At 60.6% G+C, this 24,923-nt stretch carries 21 protein-coding genes and 3 pseudogenes; 15 read left to right on the top strand and 9 right to left on the bottom strand.

What is annotated here, in order from left to right; all coding sequences use genetic code 11:
• Window positions 1-66 precede the first annotated feature (66 nt).
• Window positions 67-750: a substrate-binding domain-containing protein gene (locus tag QM789_RS07390; protein ID WP_420351311.1), complete on the top strand. Its 684-nt coding sequence runs from the start codon at window positions 67-69 to the stop codon at window positions 748-750.
• Between the two features lie 260 nt (window positions 751-1,010).
• A complete protein-coding gene (locus tag QM789_RS07395; RefSeq protein ID WP_420351499.1) occupies window positions 1,011-1,829 on the top strand; it encodes a transposase in 819 nt (272 codons plus the stop codon).
• A 273-nt stretch (window positions 1,830-2,102) separates the two neighbouring features.
• On the opposite strand, the gene QM789_RS07400 is transcribed toward QM789_RS07395, so the two are convergent.
• On the bottom strand, window positions 2,103-3,092 hold the full coding sequence (locus tag QM789_RS07400) for a purine-nucleoside phosphorylase (protein WP_420351312.1): 990 nt from the start codon (window positions 3,090-3,092) through the stop codon (window positions 2,103-2,105).
• A 207-nt stretch (window positions 3,093-3,299) separates the two neighbouring features.
• Here QM789_RS07400 and QM789_RS07405 point away from each other — a divergent pair.
• The 4 genes and pseudogenes from QM789_RS07405 to tnpB form a co-directional block, all read left to right on the top strand.
• Window positions 3,300-3,464 (top strand): annotated as a pseudogene (locus QM789_RS07405) (ABC transporter substrate-binding protein); the annotation flags it as partial.
• Between the two features lie 67 nt (window positions 3,465-3,531).
• Entirely contained in the window at window positions 3,532-3,717 is a 186-nt protein-coding gene (locus QM789_RS07410) for a hypothetical protein (RefSeq protein WP_420351508.1), read from the top strand.
• A gap of 48 nt (window positions 3,718-3,765) precedes the next feature.
• Window positions 3,766-4,191 (top strand): hypothetical protein, encoded by a 426-nt coding sequence (locus QM789_RS07415; RefSeq protein WP_420351313.1) that lies wholly within the window; start codon window positions 3,766-3,768, stop codon window positions 4,189-4,191.
• Entirely contained in the window at window positions 4,188-4,538 is a 351-nt protein-coding gene (gene tnpB, locus QM789_RS07420) for an IS66 family insertion sequence element accessory protein TnpB (protein WP_420351314.1), read from the top strand. Before QM789_RS07415 ends, tnpB begins: the two co-directional genes overlap by 4 nt.
• Window positions 4,539-4,839: 301 nt before the next feature.
• On the opposite strand, the gene QM789_RS07425 is transcribed toward tnpB, so the two are convergent.
• The 7 genes and pseudogenes from QM789_RS07425 to QM789_RS07455 all read right to left on the bottom strand — a co-directional run.
• Window positions 4,840-5,286 carry an SMI1/KNR4 family protein gene (locus QM789_RS07425; protein WP_420351315.1) on the bottom strand — a complete coding sequence of 149 codons (447 nt, stop codon included), beginning with the start codon at window positions 5,284-5,286 and terminating at the stop codon, window positions 4,840-4,842.
• 209 nt (window positions 5,287-5,495) lie between these two features.
• Window positions 5,496-6,878: pseudogene (locus tag QM789_RS07430) on the bottom strand (IS5 family transposase).
• A 185-nt stretch (window positions 6,879-7,063) separates the two neighbouring features.
• A complete protein-coding gene (locus QM789_RS07435) occupies window positions 7,064-11,479 on the bottom strand; it encodes a calcium-binding protein (protein WP_420351316.1) in 4,416 nt (1,471 codons plus the stop codon).
• Window positions 11,448-12,758 carry a Hint domain-containing protein gene (locus QM789_RS07440; RefSeq protein WP_420351317.1) on the bottom strand — a complete coding sequence of 437 codons (1,311 nt, stop codon included), beginning with the start codon at window positions 12,756-12,758 and terminating at the stop codon, window positions 11,448-11,450. The genes QM789_RS07435 and QM789_RS07440 overlap by 32 nt, the downstream gene beginning before the upstream one ends.
• A gap of 215 nt (window positions 12,759-12,973) precedes the next feature.
• On the bottom strand, window positions 12,974-13,459 hold the full coding sequence (locus QM789_RS07445) for a hypothetical protein (RefSeq protein WP_420351318.1): 486 nt from the start codon (window positions 13,457-13,459) through the stop codon (window positions 12,974-12,976).
• Window positions 13,460-13,752: 293 nt separating this feature from the next.
• The gene (locus QM789_RS07450; protein ID WP_420351319.1) at window positions 13,753-14,088 is read right to left on the bottom strand and encodes a toxin-activating lysine-acyltransferase; all 336 of its coding nucleotides are present in this window, start codon (window positions 14,086-14,088) and stop codon (window positions 13,753-13,755) included.
• A gap of 378 nt (window positions 14,089-14,466) precedes the next feature.
• Window positions 14,467-14,622 (bottom strand): annotated as a pseudogene (locus QM789_RS07455) (transposase domain-containing protein); the annotation flags it as partial.
• A 393-nt stretch (window positions 14,623-15,015) separates the two neighbouring features.
• On the opposite strand from QM789_RS07455, the gene QM789_RS07460 reads away from it, so the two are divergent.
• The 9 genes from QM789_RS07460 (at window position 15,016) to tcuB (ending at window position 24,315) form a co-directional block, all read left to right on the top strand.
• Window positions 15,016-16,716: a type I secretion system permease/ATPase gene (locus QM789_RS07460; RefSeq protein ID WP_420351320.1), complete on the top strand. Its 1,701-nt coding sequence runs from the start codon at window positions 15,016-15,018 to the stop codon at window positions 16,714-16,716.
• Window positions 16,713-18,041 (top strand): HlyD family type I secretion periplasmic adaptor subunit, encoded by a 1,329-nt coding sequence (locus tag QM789_RS07465; RefSeq protein WP_420351321.1) that lies wholly within the window; start codon window positions 16,713-16,715, stop codon window positions 18,039-18,041. The genes QM789_RS07460 and QM789_RS07465 overlap by 4 nt, the downstream gene beginning before the upstream one ends.
• A 69-nt stretch (window positions 18,042-18,110) precedes the next feature.
• Window positions 18,111-18,275: a hypothetical protein gene (locus tag QM789_RS07470; RefSeq protein WP_420351322.1), complete on the top strand. Its 165-nt coding sequence runs from the start codon at window positions 18,111-18,113 to the stop codon at window positions 18,273-18,275.
• A gap of 154 nt (window positions 18,276-18,429) precedes the next feature.
• A complete protein-coding gene (locus QM789_RS07475; protein WP_420351323.1) occupies window positions 18,430-18,591 on the top strand; it encodes a hypothetical protein in 162 nt (53 codons plus the stop codon).
• Between the two features lie 315 nt (window positions 18,592-18,906).
• A complete protein-coding gene (locus QM789_RS07480) occupies window positions 18,907-19,149 on the top strand; it encodes a helix-turn-helix domain-containing protein (RefSeq protein WP_420351324.1) in 243 nt (80 codons plus the stop codon).
• 184 nt (window positions 19,150-19,333) lie between these two features.
• Window positions 19,334-20,977, top strand: a complete 1,644-nt coding sequence (gene tnpC / locus QM789_RS07485; RefSeq protein ID WP_420351325.1) for an IS66 family transposase — start codon at window positions 19,334-19,336, stop codon at window positions 20,975-20,977.
• A gap of 769 nt (window positions 20,978-21,746) precedes the next feature.
• Window positions 21,747-22,184 (top strand): hypothetical protein, encoded by a 438-nt coding sequence (locus QM789_RS07490; protein WP_420351326.1) that lies wholly within the window; start codon window positions 21,747-21,749, stop codon window positions 22,182-22,184.
• A 162-nt stretch (window positions 22,185-22,346) separates the two neighbouring features.
• A complete protein-coding gene (tcuA, locus tag QM789_RS07495) occupies window positions 22,347-23,222 on the top strand; it encodes an FAD-dependent tricarballylate dehydrogenase TcuA (protein WP_420351327.1) in 876 nt (291 codons plus the stop codon).
• Window positions 23,209-24,315: a tricarballylate utilization 4Fe-4S protein TcuB gene (gene tcuB / locus QM789_RS07500; RefSeq protein WP_420351328.1), complete on the top strand. Its 1,107-nt coding sequence runs from the start codon at window positions 23,209-23,211 to the stop codon at window positions 24,313-24,315. Before tcuA ends, tcuB begins: the two co-directional genes overlap by 14 nt.
• Before the next feature lie 30 nt (window positions 24,316-24,345).
• Here the strand turns inward: tcuB and sodC are convergent, their stop codons facing one another.
• Window positions 24,346-24,876 (bottom strand): superoxide dismutase[Cu-Zn], encoded by a 531-nt coding sequence (gene sodC, locus QM789_RS07505; RefSeq protein WP_420351329.1) that lies wholly within the window; start codon window positions 24,874-24,876, stop codon window positions 24,346-24,348.
• Window positions 24,877-24,923: the final 47 nt, after the last annotated feature.

Genomic DNA, 24,923 nt, shown 5'->3' on the forward strand with positions numbered 1-24,923 from the left:
TTGCGTTGGATTCGTTATGTCCATACAAACATATGGCGGAAACGGCAAGGAACGACGGAGGATGCGATGGCGATGGTGTTTGTGGCGGGCAGCGTGGCGCAGGCCGCCGCCCGGGCGGCGGAGGCGTTCGGGGCGCCGATCGCGTTCCGCCGTGGCCCGGCGGGGCTGCTCGCGGAGCGGATCCGGGCGGGGGATCGCTGCGACCTTTACATTTCGGCGAGCGAGGCGGGGCCGCGCAGCCTGTCCGGCTTTGCGCCGCATCATGTCATCGCGCATAACCGCATGGTTTTGCTGGCGCGTCCGGGGATTGCGGCGGGCAGTGACGCGCTGGCGCTGTTGGCCGATCCCCGCTGGCGGATCGGCATGTCTACCCCCGGCGCCGATCCGAGCGGCGATTACGCGGCGGGTTTTCTGGACGGGATGCCGGGGGCGGTCCGGTCGCGTTGCCGCAGCCTGTTCGGCGGGCAACTGCCCGATCCGGCCAGCACCGGCAGCCCGGCGCTTGAGGTGCTGCGGGCGGGGGAGGCGGATCTGCTCATCATTTATGCGACCAGCGCGCGGCGGATCGCGCAGAGCCTGCCGGGGGTTTCGATCCTGCCGCTCCCCGCGCCGGTGACGACGATCTGCGCCGCCCTGTCGCAGGACGCCGACCCGGTGGCGCGGGAGTTCCTGGCCTTTCTGACCGGCGCCGAGGGGCAGCGGATCCTGATGCAGAGCGGCTTTCTGGGTATCGGGTCGGCGGGGGGCTGAGGGCCCCATATGCGCTAACTTAAGGGGTGGACACTGGGAATCTCGATGTGATTCTCGGGGAGGATGCAAACACCCGATTTCATCGACCCCGACTGGCAGCAACTGATCTCGAAGCTTTCGACCGTCATTGACCTCGACAAGACGGCACGGGCGAGTGGCGCACTTTTACGTCGGCGTATCGTTCGGGACGGGGCGACCTTGCTGCGCCTGGCCCTTGCCTATGGTCCCGGCGGCATGAGCCTCCGACCGGCCGCCGTCGCCTGCGCATCGCGGACGGCAGTTCGATTTCCCGGCCCGGCAGCGGCGGTACGGATTTTCGGCTGCATGCAACCTATGAGCCGGCGCTTTCCCGGTTCACGCATCTGGAAATCACCGACTCCCATGGCGGCGAGGCATTTACCCGCGTGCCGCTGCAGGCAGGCGATATCGTTGTCGGAGACCGGGCCTATGCGCGCGCTCCGTCATTGGAAAAGGTGATCGCTGCCGGCGCCGATTTCATCGTTCGTTCGGGCTGGCGCGCCATGCGCATTGTCACGAGGGATGGTCATCCGATTGATTGGAATGCCATTTATGCCCCGATGCAGGTCGGCGAGATTCGTGAACTGGACGTGCTCGTGGAACACTCCGGTGACCCGCGAAAGGGTCGCGGCAAGCCGCTGTTTCAGGCAAGGCTCATCATCAAACGGAAAGATGCCGGGGCGGCGGAGCGTTCCCTGAGGGCGGCCAGACAGGGGCACCAGCGCCGCCGTCGCAATCAGACCATGCTGCCGACAACCGTCGCCGCGGCGGGGTTCGTCATGGTCCTGACCTCGATCCCGGCAACCGACATGACGGCCCAGGCCATTCTGGATCTCTATCGGCTGCGCTGGCAGATCGAAATCGCCTTCAAGCGCCTCAAGAGCGGACTTGGCATTCACAAGCTGCCGGCCAAAGATCCACAACTGGCCAGAACCTGGCTGACAGCCCATCTCATTCTGGCGCTGATGATCGACGAGGCCGTCAACGACGTTCTCGACTCTTCCCCCTGTGGAGACAGCACCCCGGAAAGCCATCGCAATTTCCATGTGGAGGTTGCATGACCTTTTGAGACGCGCGCTCCTGGCTGCGATCCTGACGGTACTCTCACCCAAGAAAGCAGTGCCCGGAGCCCTAGCCAAAATCATGCGCCTTCTTTGCGACACGCCCAGACTGCGGAAAAGCCAGTCAAATGCCGCCAGAACACTGGAAATGCCACTAAGTTAGCGCATATGGGGCTGAGGGCCCCGCTCCCCCTTCGAATACCTGCCGGGGCCGCAAACAGATCTCGCCTTTCGCCGCATGCAAGGCCGGCGCGGCATGGACGCGGTGGCGGGTCAGGGTGCCGGGACGCCGTTTTGCCACTCCGCCCAATCCGCCACGATCCGGTCGACCAGCGGCGCCCCGACCAGCGCGATATTCGCCACCGTTTCGGCAAAGCCCCCCGCCGTTTCGCCCGGCGCCGGGTCGAGGTGCCGGAGCGTGGTTTCGTTCGGATTGCCCTGATCGAAGTTCACCGCGCCGCGGATCGCCGCGATCCGGTCCGTGCCATGCAGCCGTTCGATGACCTGCGCGATGGCGTTGTCCTCCATCTCAGTCACCATGTAATCGTCGGCGCCATAAAGTTTCGAAATATATTGCGCTTCCGCCGACAAGCCGGGCCCGTGGAAGAAGGTGTCACCCGTCATGTGCGTGCCGACCTTGACGGAAGGCGCGGCCTGCGCGGCGGCCTCGGGGTAGCGCATCCGATAGGCGCGCGCGGCATCGGAATCGCGCAATGCCACGCCCGAGGACAGCCGCACGCCCCAGGCGACCAGATCGGGGTTCAGCCGGTGGAGGCGGTAGCCTTCGTAGCCTTTGCGCGGCATGAAGACCGGCGCGCCGGGGGTGCCTTCTTCGGGTGCCCAACGGTGGCCGAGGTCGTAATCCACCAGCCAGCTGGCCCAGACCACATCGCCGATCGTGCCGCGCGCGGGGGGCGTTCCGGCCACGCCGGTCAGCAGGTAATAGGCCTCCGAAAAGTCGAACTCCGGGTTCAGCAGGATCGCCTGCATCGAGGCCGCCGCATTGACCTTGCCCATGCCCAGGATCGAGCCGCAAACCCCATCGTCATTACACTGCACCGGTGCGAAGGCGCCCGGCACGGTGCGGGCGGCGGCGGTCTGCCAGTAGCGCTCAAACCAGTGCTGATATTCCCCGGCCCGGTCGCCGCTGTTCGCGCCGATCTCGAACATGGCGCCGATGAAGACCTTGACCTTCACCGGTTCCGCCGAAACGGCGCCCGCAAGGCCGAGCACGAGCGCCGAAGCGCCCCAGAGGGATGTCATCAAATTCCGCATCGTTTTTCCCATTGGACGTGAGTTTTTCCCCTGCCTACCGTCCCCGCGGGGGGAATGCTAGCCGTTGAGCATCTTCAACGCGCGCCCGCCGTCGCTTTGGCCGAAGTTCCGACCGATTACGCGCCGCCGCAGCGATGTGCTCTGGTCACGGCCTTCGGCGCGGTGGATGCGAAGTTCTACACCTCGACCGGCACCATGCTGGAAAAGATCAGCGCCGGGGAACATGCCATTGGCTACAATATTATCGGGCCCTATGCCTATCTGCGTGCCGAACGCGACCCGAATGTGAAGGTCGTGGTGCCCGGGGATTATACTGTCGTGCTGTCGCGCCTGGCGATCGTGACGCAGCAGGCGCAGCATCCGAATGCGGCGCGGGTGTTCCTTGACTATCTGCTGTCGAAGCGCGGCCAGACGGTGATCGGCAACGATGCCCGATCCGCCCGATGTCGCGGGCAAGGCCACCATCGCCGGGCTGACCGCCGCGCATGGCGACCGGCTCAAGCCGGTGGAGATCGGGCCGCATCTGCTGGACGCGATCCAGCCGATGGAGCGGATGGCCTTCTTCCGCAAGTGGAACGTAAGCGTTGCATCTGGCCCCCGCCGTCATGGCTAAAAACTGCGCTAAAGGCATGATATATTCCTCTCAACCCGCGAGGATTATATGTCAGAAACGAAAAATCCGCCTCTTCAAGCCTTCGGTTTCGCCATCCCAATCACTCCGGCTGGACGACGTATCTGGCCACCGCAGTTCAAGCGCTTCGTTCTGGAAAAGATGGATGCCGGAGAGCTTACCTTAGACCAGATCATAAAAACATGTGGTGTATCGAGGTCCTATATATACCAGTGGCGCATGCAGGCCAAAGGCAAGCCCGCAACTGCGGCGGAATGGCGCGCAAAGGCTCATTTTGCAGAAATTGCCATCCATGAAGATGAGGAACCTTCTTTTCCTGAGATCGCCCTGCCCGCGCATATCACCATTTCCGGACTGATTGCCGAAATTACGCTTCCTCGTGATTACCCTGTCGCCGATCTCGTTCAGATCCTTCGAGCGCTGAAAGCCATGAACACAACCGGGGATGTCTCGTGATTTCGCCTTCAGGGAACCTCAGGATCTATCTGGCCACCCGGCCCGTGGACTTTCGTAAGGGAATGGATGGTTTAGCCGCCATCGTGCAAGCGGAATGCGATCTCGATCCGTTTTCCGGAGCCATTTTTGTTTTTCGGGCTAAGCGCACAGATCGTTTGAAGATTGTCGTCTGGGATGGAACTGGGCTGGTACTGGTTTGCAAACGCATCGAGGGAACGGGTTTTGCTTGGCCGAGGGCCCGTGATGGAGTGATTTCCCTCACCCGATCGCAATTCGAAGCGCTCTTCGAGGGGTTGGACTGGACCCGGATAAGAGCCCGCGTGCAACCGAGACCTGTGCAGGCTTAGATGTTCAATCTCGGCTTCTGGTGGATCGGATTTAGGATGGATCTGCCCAGATCTTGCAGATGTATTCGTATGACGCGAGACCTCGCCGGTCTTGATCCTTCGTGCGGAGTTTAGGCCGCGCGCGGAGTTGGTCGTGGCTGTCATAATGGAAGCGCTTGACAGTCGCGTTCTTGAGCGTGCGGTTCATCCGCTGAACTCGACCATTGGTGGAGGGGGCGCGGGAACCGACTCGGCACGGCGGCCACCACTGCCCCCGACCGGCGGCGCGGACTCGGGTGCGGGGTAATGTCGGTTCGAGCCCTCAGGCGCCGGTCACCCCTGCCAAGGCGAGCAGTCCCGTGAATGACGCTGCAAGAGGCCGAATGCTTTCAGCGAGGTCGGCATTCGTCATGTCAAAACAAACGACTCCCGCGTCTCCGCCTGAGCGAAAGTCGAATGCAACGCCTTCACCCGCCCCGTTGCTGCCAATCACGAGGAAGCTTGGAAAGAACTGGGTAAAGGTGCCATCAGCCAAGGTATCAATAACGGTATCAGCGCTGTCCAGAACCAACCAGAAGGGCTCAACCGGCAGGGGTCCTTGTCCGCCATTGCTGACACGCAGAAACGAGAGATAGTCCTCAGGCAGCGCCAATCTGGATGCGGCAACCATCTTGGCAAGGTCTTCACCGGCTGCACCTTTCTCGGGTTGCCAACCATTTCTCATCACGATTGCGACCTTCTTCTGGAGTGCTTGCCACTGTATCGGCATGTTGGAACATAGGCTCTATGGCAACAATGTCCGCAGAGCAGCCACTGACCGCCACCACGAGTTGTCTTGGTGCGCTGAAGCGAGTTTGCGGCGATGCCACCTCCAACCATTGGTTCGGGGATGGTCGGCCTGTACCCGATCTCGTTTACCTCTCAGATCATGCCGAAGCAAATTGTTCGGGTGTAAATGGTCGGCTCTGAACAAGGCGGTTATGGCGCACAGGGTGTCCGAAGTGACCTGTCAGTGCTCCCGGTGATGGCGCGGATGAGGCGGAGGACGAGTGTCCAAAGAGCCCTGATATGGGCGAGGATCTTGCGGATGTTGTGGCCGCAGGCGCAGAGCACGGCGAAGACCGCATCGCCGATTCTGCCCTTGAGGGGGCATCTGGCCAGACGCCCATCCGATTTCATATGGCCGATCTCGGGTTCGATGGCGCTTCGTCGTTTGAGGAGCTTCGCCAGAACCGGGGTAAGGCCGCGCCGCTGGCCGCTGATCAGGACGCGGGTGGCCTCGACACCGTGGCCGCGATAGCCACGGTCCACGACGACGAGGTCGGGCCTTGTGTCGGTCAGGATTGCGACCTGTTCCAACGCCGGGGCGAGGGTGTGGCCGTCGTAGGGATTGCCGGGAAAGCTGCGGGCACCGACAACGAAGCCGCCATCGAGGGTGGTGGCAAGGCTGACTTTGGTGCCGAATTCGTATCGCACTCGAGCCTTGCCCTTGGAGATGCAATCGACCTCGGGCTCATGCAGGGAATAGAGCTTGTCCTTGCTCTTCGGCCCCTGTTCCAGCAGGCGACCGACCCGCGTAGAGGGCGTCCAGCACCCTCTCGCGCACAGAACCCTGCTCGATGTCCTGCAGGTGCCGACGCAAATCGCGGCGTACCCGGCCGACATAGCCTTTGAGCTGGCGCAGCGCCTTGCGCATGCGCTTGAACTGGCGGGCATGGGCGTAGCGGCCGACCTGGATCGCCAGACGCGGCGCGAGCCGGGCATAGCTCTGGCGCACCTCAATCCCGGCCCTCTTCGCCAGACCGGCCAGCAGGGCACGAGCCCGCTCGTAGAGCCGTGCATCCGTTGGATGGGCGATGTTCTTTTTCATCACGGTGGTATCGACGGCCACCCGCTTCAGGCTGTTGTCTGTGATCGTTCCGGACTTGCGCCCCGCTTCGATCGTCTTGGTCAACAGCCACTCTACGCCGTTCGGCGTGGCCTTGAACCGGTGGCGCCTCACGCCTCACTCACCGATCCTCTTGCGCCGCGCACCAGAGAGGAGGGATCGATCGGCGGGCGGTGCTGAAAGAACGTCTCGCCGGTGAAGTGCTGATAGTAGGGGTTCTCGACCCAACGGGCGATCACCGCCTCGTCCGACAGCTTGAAGGCATGCTGCAGATACATCAGCCCGGCGATCAGGCGCGGCGAAGTCGCCGGACGGCCCGTCGCCGAGGGGAAGAACCCGGACCATTCCCGCTCGAAGAACGCCCAGTCGATCAGCGCCGCCAGCTTCACCAACTCGTGGCGCGGATCAATCATGTCCAACAGTCGCGGGCGCAGAAGGTCAGCCTGTTCGGGGGCGCGGGAATGCGGCTTCATCCGTAAACCGAAATTGCAGGGTTTTGGCTTCTCAGATTACGAAACCCTGCAATCCAATGCCAACAAAATCAACAGATCATCACATGAAATCAAAGCACTGAGCCTTGTTCACGGGCGACTAAATGGTGTTCCGCTTTCGTCGCATGAAACAAGCGGGTAGCCGCGCCGCTGCCCGCTTGTTCTGTTCAGGTGAATATGAAATCCGAAGCCGTCAGATCCGCCACCTTGAGGGCCGTACTTTCCAGAAGGATGGTATCCGTCGCCGATCCATAGTCCACCAGGACCCCGGTTTTGCCTCCACTGTTGTATTGCGAGATGTGGAGATCCGAAAATTTCATTCCAGCCGTCGAGAACTTGATCTTGTCATATCCATCGGTGTAATCACCGATGGTGTCCTTCCCGCTGCCGGTTTGGAAGACGAAGGTGTCAACGCCTTTCCCTCCGAGATAATAGTCACTTCCCTTTCCGCCGTCGAGAATGTCGTTTCCATCGCCTCCCTTCAATTGATCGTCACCATCTCCGCCATAAAGGCTGTCATTCCCTGCGAGCCCATCGAGAAAATCATTTCCGGATTTCCCGAACAGAATATTGCCTGCCGCATTGCCTCGCAGAACATCATGGTAGTTCGATCCCGAAACACCCTCAATGCTGACATAAGTGTCGCCTGCGGAATCTCCCCGGTTGTTGATGGCGTTACCCAGGTCAACGGTGACCGCCTTCGCGGCATTGCCGTAGTACACCAAATCTATTCCGGCGCCACCGTCCAGCTTATCAGCCCCGGTCCCTCCTTGAAGGCTGTCATTTCCATCTCCGCCATACAGCGTATCGTTGCCAGCCTCACCATAAAGCTGATCATTCCCGCCGCGACCGCTCAGGACGTTATTCCCGGAATCGCCCCGCAGAATGTCATTGTAATTCGATCCCAGAATATTTTCGATGCTTGTGAAGGTATCTCCGGCAGCATCACCCGTGTTGCTCGCAATATTTGTAAAATCAACCCGAACACCGGACGCAGCCCTGCCATAATCCACCTGATCGATCCCGACGCCGCCGTCGAGATGATCAGCCCCTGCCCCCCCTTGCAGGGCATCATTCCCGTCCCCACCATAAAGCGTATCGTTCCCGGCATCGCCATAAAGGAGATCATTTCCGGCATAGCCGTCCAGGCGATCGTTCCCCTCGCGCCCGATCAGCGTATTGCGTGCCGCATCGCCCCGAAGAATATCATTGTACTTTGATCCGGCAATGACTTCGATGCTGACGAAGGTGTCTCCGGCCGCATCGCCCGTATTGTTCGCAGCCTTGGTCAGGTCAACCAGAACCCTGGCCGCCGCATTGCCATAATCGACCTGATCTGTTCCGGCGCCACCGTCGAGATAGTCGGCTCCGGCTCCGCCCTGGAGCGTATCATTGCCATCTCCTCCATAGAGCTTATCGCTTCCAGACTCGCCAAAAAGCTGGTCATTTCCGGCATAGCCGTCCAGACGATCATCTCCAGAACCGCCAAACAAGCTGTTACTCCGGGCGTCACCCCGCAGAGTATCATTGTACTTCGATCCGGAAATGACTTCGATACTGACGAATATATCGCCCACAGCATCCCCGGAGTTATTCGAAGCCTTGGTCAAGTCAATCAGAACACCGGAAGCTGCATTGCCGTAGTCAGCCCGATCGGTTCCTCCGCCACCCTCCAGCCTGTCAGCTCCAGCTCCACCCCGAAGAATATCGTCTCCATCACCGCCATAAAGTGTGTCGTTCCCCGAGTAGCCATCCAAAAAGTCATTTCCAGCGCTGCCAAGAAGCGTGTTGGCGGATGCATTCCCGCGAAGGGTATCATTATGATTCGAGCCGGAGATCTTTTCTATGCTTGTATAGGTATCTCCTGCGGCATCACCGGTATTATTCGCGACTTTGGTCAGATCGACCAATACCCCAGATGCAGCGTTGCCATAATCCGCCTGATCGACACCCTTGCCGCCATCCAATTGATCAGCGCCGCTGCCGCCCTGGAGGAGGTCATCTCCGTCACCACCGTAAAGCTGATCGTTTCCTGCGCCACCTTCCAGTCGATCGGTCCCCGCACTTCCTAGAAGCCTGTCATTCCCCTTTCCTCCAGCGAGAGTGTCGTTGCCATTCTGGCCATCAAGCGTATCGTTACCGTCATCTCCGCTTAATAGGTCGGAACCATCTCCTCCCGCCATACTATCGTGTCCTGCGCGGCCAATGAGGATATCATCAAGCGCAGAACCGAGCATGGTGTCGTTATAGTTCGTTGCCTCATAGGCCTCGATATCCATTGATCTCGGCTGAGTGTGGTTGTAACGCACATCATCCGCAACGACTGCGCTACTGGCTGCCCAGTTTGCGAGGTTGATCACGATACCCGAGCTGAGGTTTCGATAGCTCATAGTGTCGAAACCAAATCCACCTCTGATGCTATCTGCCCCCAGCCCAGCCACCAAAATATCATCTCCGGCATTTCCGGAGAGATAGTTGCTGCCATTGTCACCGATCAGGATATCGTCGAAGTTGCTCCCTTCGAGTGCCTCGATACTGATATAGGTATCACCCGCGGCATCGCCGGTATTTATCGACGGTTTGGCAAGAGAAGCGGTGACCCCTGCCGTGGCATAAAAGTAAGATGCGTAATCCGGAGAGCCTGACGGATTCTTGCCTCCATCGAGAGTGTCAGCCCCTGCACCGCCCTCCAGCCAGTTGGGAAGATCGTCTCCCACGAGAGTGTCGTTATAGTCAGAGCCGACCAACTTGATGATGAAGCTGAGCTTGTCGCCTGTAGCATGTCCGCCGGTTGCCTTCCCGGTTTTCAGATTGATGTTAACCGCTGCGTTGGAAGTCTTATATCCTGCGATTGCGTAATCCGTAGCATTCGTTTCTGGAGGCAGATTCTGATTTGGCGAAATTCCGCAGATTGTATCCGCTCCTGCGCCACCTTCCAGATAGTCCATCTGATTTCCGCCGTAAATCAGATCGTTACCGGATCCTCCGAAAATCGTATCGTCCTGATCACCTCCGAAGAGCGTATCGTTACCGGCGCCGCCTGAAATCCAGTCCCAGCCCGTTCCCCCCTGAATGCTATCGGCTCCGCCGCCCGCGAAAATGATATCATCGCTGCTCTCTATTTCCGCATCACCAACATGGATCGTATGGCTGCCTGTATCCTTGAAGTCATAGCTCTTGTTATCCGGCGCAATCCATATATCACGCCCATCGCTTTCCCCATTTACGGCATATCGCGTGGAAGTGCCGACTTGTGTCGAAGTCGTCAGGTTCTTGTAACCCACCCCGGCCATGTTAGAATCAAAAGAGAAGCGTATGCCGGCACCGTCCTTAAGGGGTGTAATTTTTGCTCCATTCGCAAACAAGTTAAGATAATTCGGAATACTGGCAGAATCTTCAACGATGACATCGACAAAAATTTTACCACCCGTGCCCCGCGATACTGTCACCTGCGAAAAATCAACCGCGACACCCGCATCAGTCAGAGAGGCGACAAACCCGCCGAGACCACCATTAAAGTCGCTCTGATTGGTTTTCGCGAGCTTCAATCCCTCAGCTCCCGCCAGAACATAAGCCCAGGTTCCCGCAAAAGCGGTGTCCGCCGCGCTTGCGATCAGGGCATTGATAACTTCCCGATTTTCGTGATAGCGCAGGTATTCCGCCGCGGTCGCCATTGCACTCGCGATGGTGAATGATGAGTTCCCGGTAGAGTTCGCAACAGCACGCTTCAGGAAAATATCGCCACCGATAGGTTGGGCGTCACGCAGGAAGTCGGTCACGGCGCCATCGACCATCGCTTCGGCAGAGGCAACCTTGCGGCCGTTGACGAAAAACTTAAGAGATCCATTTCCAGCAGAATCAATGTTCATTCGCTGAAGAACCCGGATCAGCGGATTGCTTCCAAGATTATACGGATCGTTACTCTGAAAGATCGCGGGCAGCTTGAAATTGTCGATATGCGCATTCGCCATGTCGAAGGCGCCGATATTGCTCATATAGTCCTTCGACAGGTCGAGAACGGCCTGCCCAAGGTCACGCGTCGTTCCGGTCGGGAAACCGTCACGCGCGCTGGCGTATAGGTAATAGTTGAACACGCCCGGAACGATGACTTCGCCTTGTTTCTCCGCGAACATCCAGAAATCTGCCCCCGGGTCAGGGTCATCCCCAAACAGATTCCCTAAGTAAGTTCCAAGGAGAGATCCAACAAAGGCGCCGACCCCAGGAACAAGAAAGTTACCCAGCAGCCCCATGGATTGCATCCCTGCGGCACCACCGCCGATCTGACCTATTGCCCATGAGGTTCCAATGATCGAGCCGAACGAACCGCCGATAGAGCCTTCGAGAGCATCCGCCGGCAGGATCTTCCTCGCCAATGCTGAACCGAAAAAGCTTCCAAGCAACAGCCCTGAAGACGCCTCCTGCCAAGCCTCACCCCATTTGAGTGCGTTCAGATTATAGCTGCTGTTCGCGAGTTGTTTGTAGAGAGAGCCAGCATAGGCCGTACCGACGGTGCCGAACATGTCCGCACCAAAACCTTCCAGGCCAAGCTTCTCACCGAGCTCGGCAACCATCAGCGAAGCCATGGACGCTTGAAGGCTTCTCGACGAATTCAGGCTTGATGTTATTCACCTGCCCCTTCAACGCATCGGCAAAAGACTCCTTAAAGCTGAAGTTGTGCGCGTCGAACATGTGATAGCTGGTGCTCGTGATCACTTCTGCCAGATTCTCGGTGACCGCTCCCAGAACGGTTCCGCCAAGCAGCTTGGTGAACTGGCTCTCGCCGTCCAGAATGACGTTCGCCATCTGGGTGCCGAAAACGCGGCCGAGGTTCCCGGCAAGGTCTATAGTCTTCTGACTGCTGTTGTGCACCCGCACGCCGCCTGCAACGTAAGTATGCAGATCCTCGACCTCGAAGTTGTAGCTGCGCCAGGCACCGCCCGTGCGATGCGCCAGTCCGTCGCCCGCAGCCATCGCTACGGTTTCGACCTCCTCGAACAGATGCCGGGTTGCTTCGGACCAGACGATCCGCTCAGCCCGGACCTGCGCAAGCGCGCCATCGGCCAGCACCACGGTCGGCGCGGCGTCATCGATGATCTCGTCAATCCGTCGGAAACGCCCCATGGTATCGAGGAACCGATGCCCCGGCGTCACCGTCAGTTCGCGATCCTCGCCGCCCTCGCGCCAACTCAGCCGCAGCCAATCCTCCGTCTCATTGTGGAACAGCCGTACCACCTGCTTTGGCACCAGAGCACCACGGCCAAAATCCGCCGAAGGGTCGAAGGCGAGAATGAGATCGCCGGGAAGGAGAGATTCAATAGCTATGGAGCCTTTGGCGGTAAGGACGGCGGTGCCGGATGGGAAACAGTGCGGCGCCCCATCCGGTGGAAATGGGCTTCCACCTTCCAAAAGGATATATTCACCCTCATCTATCAAATTATTCCTTATTTCATTTGCCCACTCAATTGCCTCCGGATCATTTGATTGCTTAGCTACGCGATCAACGAATCCAAGAATAAGTAGAGATTCTTCATTATTAAGAACCAATCCGTCATCTGCCGCCCCAAGCATCAGATTCCACATATATTTCTGGGCTTCGCCACCACTTGAAAAAACAGGAGATCTTGTAAGGTCGCTGACCCACTCCTGAAGTATTTGAGGATGCTCGTAAGCTAGTTTAAGAGGAATATAGGCGGTCCAACAATCGACACCGAGGCCTGCGGCCGTAAATACTTCCGAATGATACTGCTGAATCGCATTGAAACCTATGAGCCCGGAATTCCCGCGAGAAAAATCAGCTTGGCGATTCGTCAAATCAGCCCGCATCAAATCAATACTGATCTGACGCGCTGCCGCCTCGTCCAACTGTATCCCATATTTACTATATGCCGTTTCAGAAAGAAAAACATTGGCACTTCGGCCGCTCACTGAGCTCCCAGTCACCACTCCGAGCGCAAGACTGGAGTACGAAGCGAACTCCCCCCCGAGGGATCCAAGGTAAGTATAGTAACCTACACGGTTACCAGAGATCGCATAACCTGCGAGGGCATCAAGGTTACTCTGCGTTAAACCAGACATATTTACTCCACCCAAGAAATACACTCAATAAATTCATCTCTACGAGTGCGGATTGTATCTATTTTCGAAATCTGATCTCGGAAAAACGTGGTAAGCGTTTCCCATCCATCGACATTTTCATGCAACTTGCAAAGAGGCGATCGAGCTTTCTCCATTTTAGAGCAACTGAGTAGCGACTTCATACTGCCAGAATCATTCATTTCAGAAAACAGGTCGTTATTAGAATTAGCACTTTGTCCATCACGAAGCACGACATTGATCTCACGGAAAGAGCCGAAAGCTATCGGGCCAATTTTATAATTTGGCCATGTAAGAGGGGGAAGGGTAGGATAAAATGCAGATTCAGCCCCAAGTGAATATTCGGGTTGCGAATATGACAGCCCACTAACCAGAATCATCATAGATTCTTTGAGTTGCCCGTGCGCTTGCTGCCTTTCAGGGTATGGTTCTCCGGAAACGAAATTAAGAAAAAAAATCTTATCCTTCATTATAGAATCTCGATTCAATGGCGCCCAGACAGGGCTATAAAGATAGTCACTTGAATATATTATGCGTCGCATAGATGGCTTCCCTCCCTTCACAGGAGGAACATTATAATACTCAATATTTGAATCCTGAGGGGATCTTCCCGTATATTGCAGGCAGGATGGCGAACCAAGAGAAGATTGTGTAGATATCATAATCACCATCCCCGTCATGATTACATATCTACACCTATCGATCCTCATCTTACCTGCATATCTCCAAAAGGGTCACTTCATCGTCTATTCTTCAGTCAAAATCAAGTATACCATTTAACCAAGAAAATTGTGGGTTTCGAGAATTTGGAATTTTCGGTTAATTCGCGCAACTCTGCAACGACGATACTCACCCGACACCAGCCGCAACATCGTCGGCCCCACCTGCGCATATCCGGCACTTGCGCGTATTTGATGTGGAACCGCCGCGCCAAGATCGCGGGCATGACCAGCGCCTCGATCTCGGCCACCTTCATTTCGCGGCCTGCGGGGTCTTGCGTCATCAGCCAGGTGATCTCGCCCAGGATCTCCGCAACTGTTTTTTCACCCACAGGATTGTTGGGGTGATTTGGTGCCGCATCGGGTGATTCGTGGGTCATGCAGAGCATTCGAAAAGGGGCGCGTTGCGTTTAGTAAGCCACCTGCAATCGACACTGTAAAGCGGGGAAATAGCGTCTGAAGTTCATGTATGCCATCGAGCGGCGTCGACCGCCCCGGCGCGCAACGAGGCACTACGGTCGAACGTTCTGGAGGCGATGGACGGGATACCGCACCCGAAGCACGCCTCAGGCCGCCTTTCTGCAACACCGCCGCGTGCAAGCGTGCTCAGGCATGGCTGGCGATGGCCTTGGCCACGACACGCGTCCCTTCGGGATCTCGAGAGCCTGCGGCCAGGCAAGCGAAGCGGTTTGAATCATGCGGTCGGCGAGGCTTCCATCCCGAAGGTCGCTCCAAGATAAGCAGGGAGCCTGGCCCGTTCAGGCTTTGTAATTCCATGGCATAAGGGCGTCGATATTGGCGCTCTGCCATTGGTTTGCGATGCGGGTGAGGGTCTGGCTGAGCCAGGCGGTCGGATCGGCGCTGTTCATCCGGCAGGTCTGCAAGAGAGTTGCGATGGTAGCCAGAACATTGCCAACGTAACGGGCCGGCCGCGATCACGGGCCCCGGAAAATCAGGTAAAGCGCCGGGTGCGTGTCGGAGGGAGGGCGTAGCCCGGCCGGAGGCATGCCTTCGGCGTTCCGTCTCATCCTGTTTGTCACGCGGCACCTTTGTGGTTGGATGAGGCGGTTGTGCGTTTTGGGGGCGTCTTTTGCGGTATTTTTGTCTTCGCGACCCGAGATTGCCGTGGACAGGGGCGCAGTGAATGTGCAGATCTTGCGCGTGGCTGGCCGGTTCGCAGACAGGGTTCGTTTTCCCATCTCCCGATACGGCGGGTCCAAGGCAACTTGATCTTCCTTTGCATCCCCGCCCTGGCGGTTTTCTTGTGGTGTGATTTGGCAAAACGAATTTCTCCGGGAACGGGTGAATTGACCGCAGCGTGCCGGGAGAGCGGATGGCTGTTTCTGTCGGTCGCGATCTTCTGTGTCTTCGTCAATCTCCTGATGCTGACCGGGCCGCTGTTCATGTTGCAGGTCTATGACCGGGTTCTGGGGTCGGGGTCCGAAGCGACGCTGGTGGCGCTGTTCGGCATCGTGGTGTTCCTGTTCGTCATGCTGGGTCTTCTGGACCTGGCGCGGTCGCGGGTCATGGCCCGGATCGGCGCGCGGCTTCAGGCGCGGCTGGAAGCGCGGGTCTTCGGCGCGATGCTGCGGCGGCAGGCGCAGCTGCCCGGCGATCCCGCGGCCGCGGCCGGGTTGCGCGATCTGGAGGCGATCCGGAAGCTGGCGGCCTCGCCGGTACTTCTGGCGGTGTTCGATGCGCCGCTGGCGCCGATTTTCCTGGTGGCGATCTTCGTGCTGCATCCGTGGCTGGGCTGGCTGGCCGTTGCCGGGGGCGGTGTGCTGATGGTGGTGACGCTGATGAACCAGTCCCTGACGCGGGGGCCGCTGACGTCCGCCTCGGCCTCCGGCATGGCCGCGGAGCGGCTGTCGGATCAGATGCGCGACGAGGCCGAGCTGATCCAGGCGCTCGGCATGCGGGCGCGGGCGTTTCGCCGCTGGCAGGCGGCCCGGGTCAGGGCGCTGCGCGACGGGCTGACGGCGACGGACCGGGGCGGCGCGTTCTCGGTCCTCACCAAGACGTTCCGGCTGTTCCTGCAATCGGCGATGCTGGCGCTCGGGGCCTGGCTGGTGCTGCGCGGCGAGATGACGGCGGGCGGGATCATCGCCTCCTCGATCCTGATGGGGCGGGCGCTGGCGCCGGTGGAACAGGCGATCGCGGGCTGGCCGATGGTGCAGCGGGCGCGGGAGGGCTGGACCCGTCTCGGGCAACTGCTGTCCGGGGTGCCGCGCGAACCGGCCCGGACCGCCCTGCCCAGACCGCGGGCGCTGCTGGAGGTGCATCAGCTGACGGTGGCCCCGCCGGGGGAGAAGCTGGCCACCGTGCGGATGGTGTCCTTCCGGGTGGAGCCCGGACAGGCGGTCGGCGTGATCGGGCCCTCGGGGTCGGGCAAATCCACCCTGGCCCGGGCGATCTGCGGGCTCTGGCCGGTGGGCGGCGGGCAGGTCCGGCTGGATGGGGCGACGCTGGATCACTACGATCCGGACGTTCTGGGCAGCTATATCGGCTATCTGCCGCAGCGGGTGGCGCTGTTCGATGGCACCGTGGCGGAGAACATCTCGCGGCTGTCGGGGGCTGTGGAGGACCGGGCGATCGTCGAGGCGGCGGAGCGCGCGGCGGCGCACCGGATGATCCTGGAGCTTCCGGACGGCTACGACACCCGCGTCACCCAGGCGGGGGGCCGGCTTTCCGGCGGGCAGATCCAGCGTATCGGCCTGGCGCGGGCGCTGTTCGGCGATCCGCTGCTGCTGGTGCTGGATGAACCCAACGCCAATCTGGACAATGACGGCGCCGTGGCGCTGAACCAGGCGATCCGGGCGATGAAGGCCCGGGGCGGGGCGGTGATCGTCATGGCGCACCGGCCATCGGGGATCGCGGAATGCGAGAGGTTGCTGGTGCTGGAGGACGGGATCCGCCGGGCCTTCGGTCCACGCGACGAGGTGCTGCGGGCGGTGGCGCAGAACGCGGGGCAGCTCGTGCGGGCGCCGGGCCCGGGAGGCGTGGCATGACGGGGGCGCAGCACCGGGCCGACGCCGGGCCGGAGACGCCCCCCTGTCCGGCGGGCGGGTCGCTCGCGCTCGGCTATGCCGCGGTGGCGGTGCTGGTGGCGGGCTTCGGCGGCTGGTCGGTGCTCTCCTCGATCTCGGGGGCGGTTGTCGCGGGCGGGCAGGTCGAAGTGGAGCAAAGCCGCCAGGTGGTGGAGCATCCCGATGGCGGTGTCGTCGCGGAAATCCTCGTCCATGACGGCGATCTGGTTACGGCGGGTCAGCCGCTGATCCGGCTGGATGGGGTGATGCCCGGGGCGGAGCTGTCGGTCACGGAGGGGCAGCTGTTCGAGCACCTCGCGCGGACCGGGCGGCTGGAGGCGGAACGCTCCGGGGCGGAGCGGGTGGTGTTTCCGGCGGACCTTCTGGCGGAGCCATCCGATGGCCGGGTGAGCGCGCTGATGGCGGGGCAGGACCGGCTGTTCACGGCGCGGCTGGACACCCTGGCGCGGACGCTCGAACAGCTGGACGAGCGCAGCGCCCAGACCGTGAGCCAGATCGCCGGGGTCGATGCCCAGCTGGCCGCGCTGGTCGAGCAGCACCGGCTGATCGGGCTGGAACTGACGGACCAGCGTTCGCTTCTGGCGAAGGGGTTAGCGCAGGCCAGCCGCGTGCTGGCGCTGGAGCGCGAGGCGGCGTCGCTGTCGGGCCGGGTGGGGGAATTGCAGGCCCTGCGGGCGCAGCACGCAGGCCGGATCACCGAGATCGCGCTGGAGCGGCTGCGGCTGGAAAGCGTCCGCCGGGAGGAAGCCGAGACCGCCTTGCGCGACATCGGCCCGAAGGTGCTGGAACTGACGGAGCGGCGGCGCGCCCTGCGGGAGCAGATCGCGCGGCTCGACCTGCGGGCGCCGGTTTCGGGGATCGTGCATGCGATGGAGGTCAAGGCGCCGCGCTCCGTGCTGCAACCGGCGGAGCCGGTGCTGTATCTGGTCCCGCAGGACCGCGCGCTGGTCGTGAGCGCGCGGATCGCGCCGGGCGACATCGACGAGGTGACGATCGGCCAGGACGTGACGCTGCGCCTTCCGGCCTTTTCCAGCCGGCTGATCCCGGACCTGTCGGCGCGGGTGACGAAGGTGTCGCCCGATGTGCTGACGGAGCAGGCGACCGGCGCGACCTATTACGCCGCGGAGGTGACCCTGCTGGCGGGCGAAAAAGAGAAGCTGGCCGACAAGACCCTGATCCCCGGAATGCCCGTGGAGGTCTATATCCAGACCGGCGCCCGAAGCCCCATCGCCTATCTCCTCAAGCCGATCACGGATTACTTCAATAAAGCCATGAGAGAAGGGTAAAGAGGTAAGCGAGATTTTCAGATGGCACGGGCTCTGGCGCGACCTCGCGGGCGCGGGCAGAAGGGGCGTTTGGCGGCGGCGAGCCTGCTGATTGTTCCATCCATGGTTACCAATTTTTGGCAGCTGCTGGCGGGGCTGATCGCCGGGGTGATTGCAGGGGCGACCGACGTTTTCGTCATCCCCGCCGTTCCTTACATGCAGGCGCCCAAGCTGGAGAAGGACGATCTGGCCTAGGCGTCGACCATTGCCCTGATAGTTGCCTTGGCATCGCACCAAGCCTGGCTGGTCGACCAGATTTGGCCAAGGCTCCGGCGCTGATCGGCATGTGGGCGGGGCAGATCCTGCGCTGCACCGTCAGTCCGCGCCGTTCTGGTGCAGGTTCCTCATCATGCTCGCCCTGCTCCGAGGGAAGATCCTGGTGCGTGGGATGGCGTGTGTCTGCAAAAAGATCGGTCACCGCGACCTGTTCAGCGCGGGGGATGCTGCGGCGGGCACGAATGACCGGTTTCGGGTGCTGCGCCGCAATAACCAACCGGTAGCTTTGGGCTGAGACTGACGCCCATAGTATTTCCGGCACGGCTAAACGCGTTATGTGTTGAAGCATCGCGCCTCGTATGTGGCAAATTGTCGCATTGTGGCGCATGGTATTGATATCTTGCCTCTACGTTTGAAAAATACGTTTTTTCAATACGTTATATCTAATCTGTCGCCAATCCATCATTTTGATTTTCCTGCCTTTCTCTGCGAATAGCAAAAAGCAATAATTCCAAAAAGCGTTCCATAAATCCTTAGCAGAATCAAAGGCTTTGACAGCTCCCTCCTATCCGCCACATGATTCCCACAAGGTTTCAAAGGTGGACCACTGATGTTCATAAACATCGAGCAGCATGAATATCGGAAAGCACGACTGAGGGTCGCGGGCAGCTCACTGTCGGCGATCGCGCGTGAGCTGGGGCTATCCCATACATCGGTGACTATCGTTTCTCAGGGTTACCGGCGTTCGGCGCGGATAGAAGCTGCCATAGCTAAAGCGCTTGGCGAAAAGCCTTCGGTTACTTTTCCTGATCGCCACCAGTCGGCACAGGGAGGCGGCGATGCCCTGATCTAGAAACCGGGCCCTGAAAAGGTTGAGCCCGGGAGGCTGGCGCCTACCCGAGCCCATAAAATCGCTGCCTGCGATATCCTGATCATCCCCCCGCATAGGAATGAAGTCAACACCCATGTGCCTTGGAGGTGCGTGGCGGGTTTCGGCTTTTCGTTTGGCAACGCCGCAAGTCGGCGGGTGACGGGCTATGTCTAATAGCATCGAAAGTATTTGCAACGACGTTGAGGTTCTGCTGGACGGGCAGACGGGGGCGGAATTATCGCGTCGCCTCAAGGACTTGTGGCGACAGGTTGAAGGGGATCTACTCAAGGCATCCGCCCGTGTTACCCATCTTACTGCCGAAGTGAAATCGCTCCGAAAAGCGCTGAAGAAGGCAAATCACAGGCTTTACAGCCCTACGGCGGACCGTCCTCCCCAGAAAACCGACATTGCTGAAGTGCCCCAGGATACCCCCGTCGCAGATGAGGCGCCTCACGCGGAACCCACGCAGACCACCGCCATCGCGAAAGCGGCCAGAAGGGCTAATGCCTATCGCGGCGGCCGAGCGCCCAAAACCTTCGGCCCCGGTGTGGAAGAGCGCGAAATCCTGATCGAAACGCCAGACCGAACCTGCCCCTGTGGCTGCGGTGGAGGTATTCGCGGCTATGACATTGACCGCACTGTTGAGTGCATTCCCGCTCAATACTACGTCGCCGTACGAAAATACGCCCGGTATCGCTGCCGCAAGGAGGATCGGCTCATCGGCACCCGCTTTGAAGCGAGGGTTCTTGCGCAAACGGGCATGAGCACCAGTTTTCTCGCCCAAATCATCTGCCTGCGTTATGCGTGGTATCTGCCATGGTTCCGCCAGGAACAGATCATGGCAGCGCAGGGTTTCCGTTTCCAGCGCTCGACCATGGTGCGTTGGGCCGGCCGAGTGGCGCTTGAGGCCTTCAAGCCGATCTATGATCTCATGCTGGAAAATCTTCTGGCGCAATCGGCGCGTCTTTTTATGGATGAAACAACCGTCAAACAGCTGTCGCCCGGAGACGGCAAAACGCGAACCAGCTACATGTATGCTCTCCACCGCGATGATCGTTCCTTTGGCGGAAATCTCCCGCCAGGAACTGTCTATTTGTCGCGCAGGACGCGAGCGATGTACAATATCAATCAGTTGCTCGCCGACAGGAGCCTGATCGTTCATCATGATGGTTATCGGGGATATGGCCATCTGGGCCGTCTGGATACACCCTATGTCAATATCATGTCTGTTGATTGTTGGGCGCACGTCCGGCGATTATTCATGGACGAACTCAAGGCGGAGAAATCTCCGCACGCGGTGGAAATCGTTGATTTGATCGCGGAACTTTATTCAATCGAGAAACCGATCAACGGTAAAGCGCCTGATGTTCGCGCCGAGATCAGGCGACGACAATCAGTGCCAATCCTGAATTGTATCGACTCCCGGCTCAAAGAGCTCGAAAGCAACTATCTGGGGAAAACCGACATGGGTAAAGCCATTCGCTATGTCCAGGACCGTTGGACCGGCCTTACCCGTTTCGTCGAGAACGGCTATGTTGACCTCGACAACAACCCCGTCGAGCGGCAGTTCAAGCAAACGATCCTGCTGCGCAACAATGCCTTGTTCATCGGGAGTGACGAAGGTGGCGAAGCATGGGCAATTACCTCGTCCCTGCTTCAGACCTGCAAACTGAACCGGGTCGATCCACACCGCTATCTCGTCTGGGTGCTGGAACAGGTGCGTGCCAGGAAGCCGCGCGCTGAATATGCCGAGCTTCTGCCGTGGAAAGCGCCGCTGAGCTGCCGGATTGACGTACCGAGAACCCGATAAGAGCTGGGCCAGGCGACACTTGGTCCCTGCCTCCGGAAATTCTCGACACGTCGCCAGTGTGGTTCGGGCGCGAAGCGCCTGTTGCTGTGGGTGCCGCCAGCGCCCATGTCAACGTGGCGCCCAGCACCCATAATTCGCTTCAAAGCTTCTCGGTCTGCACTGGCGTGATGGTCGCCGAAGTGCTGGACGATGCGTGCCGTGTGAAAGGTGTTCGCCCCTTGGCGGCTCCGTTGCGTTCGACGAAACCGCTGAAGCGGCGGTCATTCGCGCGTTTCACGAAAAGCTCGGGATCGCGGGGACGATCCTCGGACCTCCTGTTTTCATGGAGAATATCTAAACCCACGAAGGCTCCCGGGGGCATGAAATTCTGGCGATCTTCGACGTGGCATTTCCCAACGAAGCCCTTTCAGGCGCAACCCACGCCGAGTTTCACGAGAGCGATGGCACCAGATACTTTGCGAAGTGGTGTGATCTCGACGCGTTGGATCCGCCTGACGGCCCGCAACTCTACCCGGAAGGGCGGAAGGCGCACCTGCAAAGGCTTTGACGAGCGTTTGCTATCCGGTCTGCGGTATCAGATACCGGCGCAACCCAAATGGCATGGCGAGGGTGTGCATGAAGCCCTCCGCCGAAAAAGTCAGTAAAAACAGCGCCTCGTATTGGCGCGTAGCGCCAATATACATCCTAGAGGCAATCCCAAAAAGAAGTGAAAGCGGGGGCCAGATGCAACGCTTACAGTGGAACGACGCGCTGAAGGCGGGGAAGTAGGATGCGCAGCGATTCCTGGCGAAACGGCGTCGTCCTGCTGACGGCGCTCTTTATCCTCGCGCCGGTGGGCCTGATCGTCTGGCAGAGCGTTCTGACCGATGCCTTCTTCAGCGCGCGGGCAAGGGCGACCACGGGCACCTATAGCTTTGTGCTCAGCGATCCGGGCTTCTGGGACGCGCTCGGGAACACGGTCATCCTGTCGGTGGGGATGGTGGCGATTGCCGTTCCGCTGGGGTCGCTGCTCGCCTTCCGGCTTTGTGCGCGGGAATATTCCACCGGGATCTTCCTGATGGCACAGGGCAACGAGGTCATGGGCACCATGCTCGTCAGCCTGTGGAACGGTGGCAATATCGACGTTGCCGCCTCTCTGGCCGTCGTCAACACCTTGGTTGTCGTGCTCGCCCTGCGTTTCGGAGTGCGCCCGACAGCGTGGAGATGACCCGCGTGGCCTCGATGGGGAGCATGTCTACCGCACCCGCGCGCACAGCCTGCGGGTGCTGACCGATGGGCCGCTGCGCGAGGCGACATCGCTGATCCGGATCCCGCGGGAAAGCGTCTGGGTGTTCTGAGATGTAAAAGCCTGTCGATTTCAGCCGGGAGTATGACGTCATCGTCGCGGCTGGCGGGCAGGGCGCTGGTCGCCGCCTCGGGCGGGTTCGAGGCGAACATCGACTGGCTCAAGGAAGGCTGGGGCGGGATCGCGGAGAATTTCCTGATCCGGGGCACGCCCTACAACCGGGGTTCGCTCCTGCGCAGGCTGATCGGCAAGGGGATGAAGCAGATCGGCGACCCGACGCAATGCCACGCCGTCGCCATCGACGCCCGCGCGCCGAAGTTCGACGGCGGGATCATCACCCGGCTCGACTGCGTGGTCTTCGGCATCGTGGTGAACCGCGACTGCGAACGGTTCTACAACGAGGGCGAGGATATCTGGCCCAAGCGCTATGCGATCTGGGGCCGTCTGGTCGCGGCGCAGCCGGGGCAGATCGCCTATATCCTGTTCGACGCCCGCGCGCTGAAGCTGTTCATGCCCTCGCTGTTTCCGCCCATCACCGGCGCGACGATCGAGGAACTGGCAGGGAAGCTCGGCCTTGACCCCGCGCGGCTGCGCGCGACGGTCGACGGGTTCAACGCCGCGGTACAGCCCGGCACCTTCGACGACAAGATCCTTGATGGCTGCCACACCGAGGGGCTGAGCCCGCCGAAAACGAACTGGGCGCGGCGGATCGAGCAGGCACCGTTCTACGCCTATCCGGTGCGCCCGGGCATCACCTTCACCTATCTCGGCGTCGAGGTGGATGACGAGGCGCGGGTCCGGCTGGCGCAGGGCGGGCGGGCCGAAAACATCTGGGCGGCGGGCGAGATCATGGCCGGCAACGTCCTTGGCCGCGGCTATGCGGCCGGTATCGGAATGACCATCGGCAGCGTCTTCGGGCGCATCGCCGGAGAAGGAGCAAGCATCCATGCAAGCCGCTGACCCCCACCTCGACGAGGCCGCCCGGCTGATGACGGTGTGCAATTCCTGCCGCTATTGCGAAGGGCTCTGCGCCGTTTTCCCGGCGATGGAGATGCGCCGGGCCTTTGGTGCGGGCGACCTGACCTATCTGGCGAACCTGTGCCACAATTGCGGCGCCTGCAACGCCGATTGCCAGTTCGCCCCGCCGCATGAATTCAACGTCAACGTGCCGAAGGTGCTGGCCGAGGTGCGCAACGACAGCTACGCGCGCTACGTCTGGCCGGGCGCGCTGGCGCCGCTGTTCCGGCGCAACGGCGTGGCGGTGGCGCTGATCACGACGCTTTCCGTCGCGGCCTTCGTCATCGGGTTCGCGCTGTGGAAGGATCCGGCGGTGCTGTTCGGCAGCCACTCCGGCCCGGGCTCATTCTACCGGATCATGCCGCACAACGCGATGGTGGCGATCTTTGGCGCGGCCTTTCTGTGGGCGGTGCTGGCGGTGGTGATGTCCTGCGTCAACTTCTGGCGCGATATTGGCGAGCCCGCCGCCACGCTGCGCGATCCGCAGGCGCTGGCCCATGGCGCGCATGATGCCGCCACGCTGAAATATCTCGACGGTGGCGGCCCGGGCTGCATGAACGACAGCGACAGGCCCGACGACACCCGCCGCCTGTTCCACCATCTGACCTTCTACGGCTTCGCGCTGTGCTTTGCCGCGACGGCGACGGGGACGCTTTATCACTACCTGCTGGGCCGCGATGCGCCCTATCCGTGGTGGGATCTGCCGGTGGTTCTGGGCACGCTGGGCGGGATCGGCATCACGATCGGCCCGATCGGCCTGCTGCGGGCGAAGATGCGCCGCGATCCGCAACTGATGGACGAAAGCCGCAAGGGGATGGATGTCGCCTTCATCCTGATGCTGATGCTGACGGGGGTGACGGGGCTGGCGCTTCTGGTGCTGCGCGCGACGCCGCTGATGGGGGTCACGCTGGCGCTGCATCTGGGCTTTGTGCTGGGGTTCTTCCTGACCATGCCCTATGGCAAGTTCATGCACGGCATTTTCCGCGGCCTCGCGCTGGTGCGCTATGCCGCGGAAAAACGGCGCCATCTGGTCTGAGATCAGCGCCGTTCAGGTCCATGCCGGGCGTCAGCGCAGCACGGCGCAGGCGATGCGGTCCCCCGCGCCCCCGATCGGCTGGCTCTGGTAATCGTCGGGGTTCGCATGGATCACCAGCGCGGCCCCATTTTCATCCAGCAGCGCCGGGCGATCCGCGCCGGGCTTCAGCGAAACGAGCGTCGAATACAGCTCGACCGTGGCGGTGCCGTCTTCGGCCACATGAATATTGGGCAGGTCGCCCGCGTCATTGGCATCCGGCGTCAGGAACCCGTGCAGAACGGGCGCGGTCGCATGCACATGGCCGCCTGCGCTGCTGAATTTCGGCGCGGCGCAATCGCCCGTTTCGTGGAAGTGCATCCCGTGCCAACCCGGCGAGATCCCCTTGACCTGCACCCGCAGAATGACCCCGGCAGGCGCCTCTGTCACCGTGACGCTGCCCAGCGACGCCCCATCGACACCCTTGAGATCGCCGCTGGCCGTCTCTGCCGCAGCCGCCAGACCCGGCGCGAACGCCACCATCAACGCGATAAGGCCCAGCTTCCGACCGATCAGTCCCATCATGTCTTTCCTCTTCCTCGGCGTTTCATTCCGCGCGCATGATAGACGGG

The organism is Paenirhodobacter sp., from assembly GCF_047600745.1.
GTDB lineage: Bacteria > Pseudomonadota > Alphaproteobacteria > Rhodobacterales > Rhodobacteraceae > Rhodobacter.

Coding starts and splice junctions, on each gene's coding strand:
- QM789_RS07410 (WP_420351508.1), top strand. CDS start 3,532: ATGCCCGATCCGCCCGATGTCGCGGGCAAGGCCACCATCGCCGGGCTG.
- QM789_RS07435 (WP_420351316.1), bottom strand. CDS start 11,479: ATGGCTTCGCTGATGGTTGCCGAGCTCGGTGAGAAGCTTGGCCTGGAA.
- tcuA (WP_420351327.1), top strand. CDS start 22,347: ATGACGTCATCGTCGCGGCTGGCGGGCAGGGCGCTGGTCGCCGCCTCG.
- sodC (WP_420351329.1), bottom strand. CDS start 24,876: ATGATGGGACTGATCGGTCGGAAGCTGGGCCTTATCGCGTTGATGGTG.
- QM789_RS07475 (WP_420351323.1), top strand. CDS start 18,430: ATGCTCGCCCTGCTCCGAGGGAAGATCCTGGTGCGTGGGATGGCGTGT.
- QM789_RS07400 (WP_420351312.1), bottom strand. CDS start 3,092: ATGACATCCCTCTGGGGCGCTTCGGCGCTCGTGCTCGGCCTTGCGGGC.
- QM789_RS07390 (WP_420351311.1), top strand. CDS start 67: ATGGCGATGGTGTTTGTGGCGGGCAGCGTGGCGCAGGCCGCCGCCCGG.
- QM789_RS07415 (WP_420351313.1), top strand. CDS start 3,766: ATGTCAGAAACGAAAAATCCGCCTCTTCAAGCCTTCGGTTTCGCCATC.
- QM789_RS07445 (WP_420351318.1), bottom strand. CDS start 13,459: ATGAAGGATAAGATTTTTTTTCTTAATTTCGTTTCCGGAGAACCATAC.
- QM789_RS07480 (WP_420351324.1), top strand. CDS start 18,907: ATGTTCATAAACATCGAGCAGCATGAATATCGGAAAGCACGACTGAGG.
- QM789_RS07450 (WP_420351319.1), bottom strand. CDS start 14,088: ATGACCCACGAATCACCCGATGCGGCACCAAATCACCCCAACAATCCT.
- tcuB (WP_420351328.1), top strand. CDS start 23,209: ATGCAAGCCGCTGACCCCCACCTCGACGAGGCCGCCCGGCTGATGACG.
- QM789_RS07425 (WP_420351315.1), bottom strand. CDS start 5,286: ATGCCGATACAGTGGCAAGCACTCCAGAAGAAGGTCGCAATCGTGATG.
- QM789_RS07490 (WP_420351326.1), top strand. CDS start 21,747: ATGCGCAGCGATTCCTGGCGAAACGGCGTCGTCCTGCTGACGGCGCTC.
- QM789_RS07465 (WP_420351321.1), top strand. CDS start 16,713: ATGACGGGGGCGCAGCACCGGGCCGACGCCGGGCCGGAGACGCCCCCC.
- tnpC (WP_420351325.1), top strand. CDS start 19,334: ATGTCTAATAGCATCGAAAGTATTTGCAACGACGTTGAGGTTCTGCTG.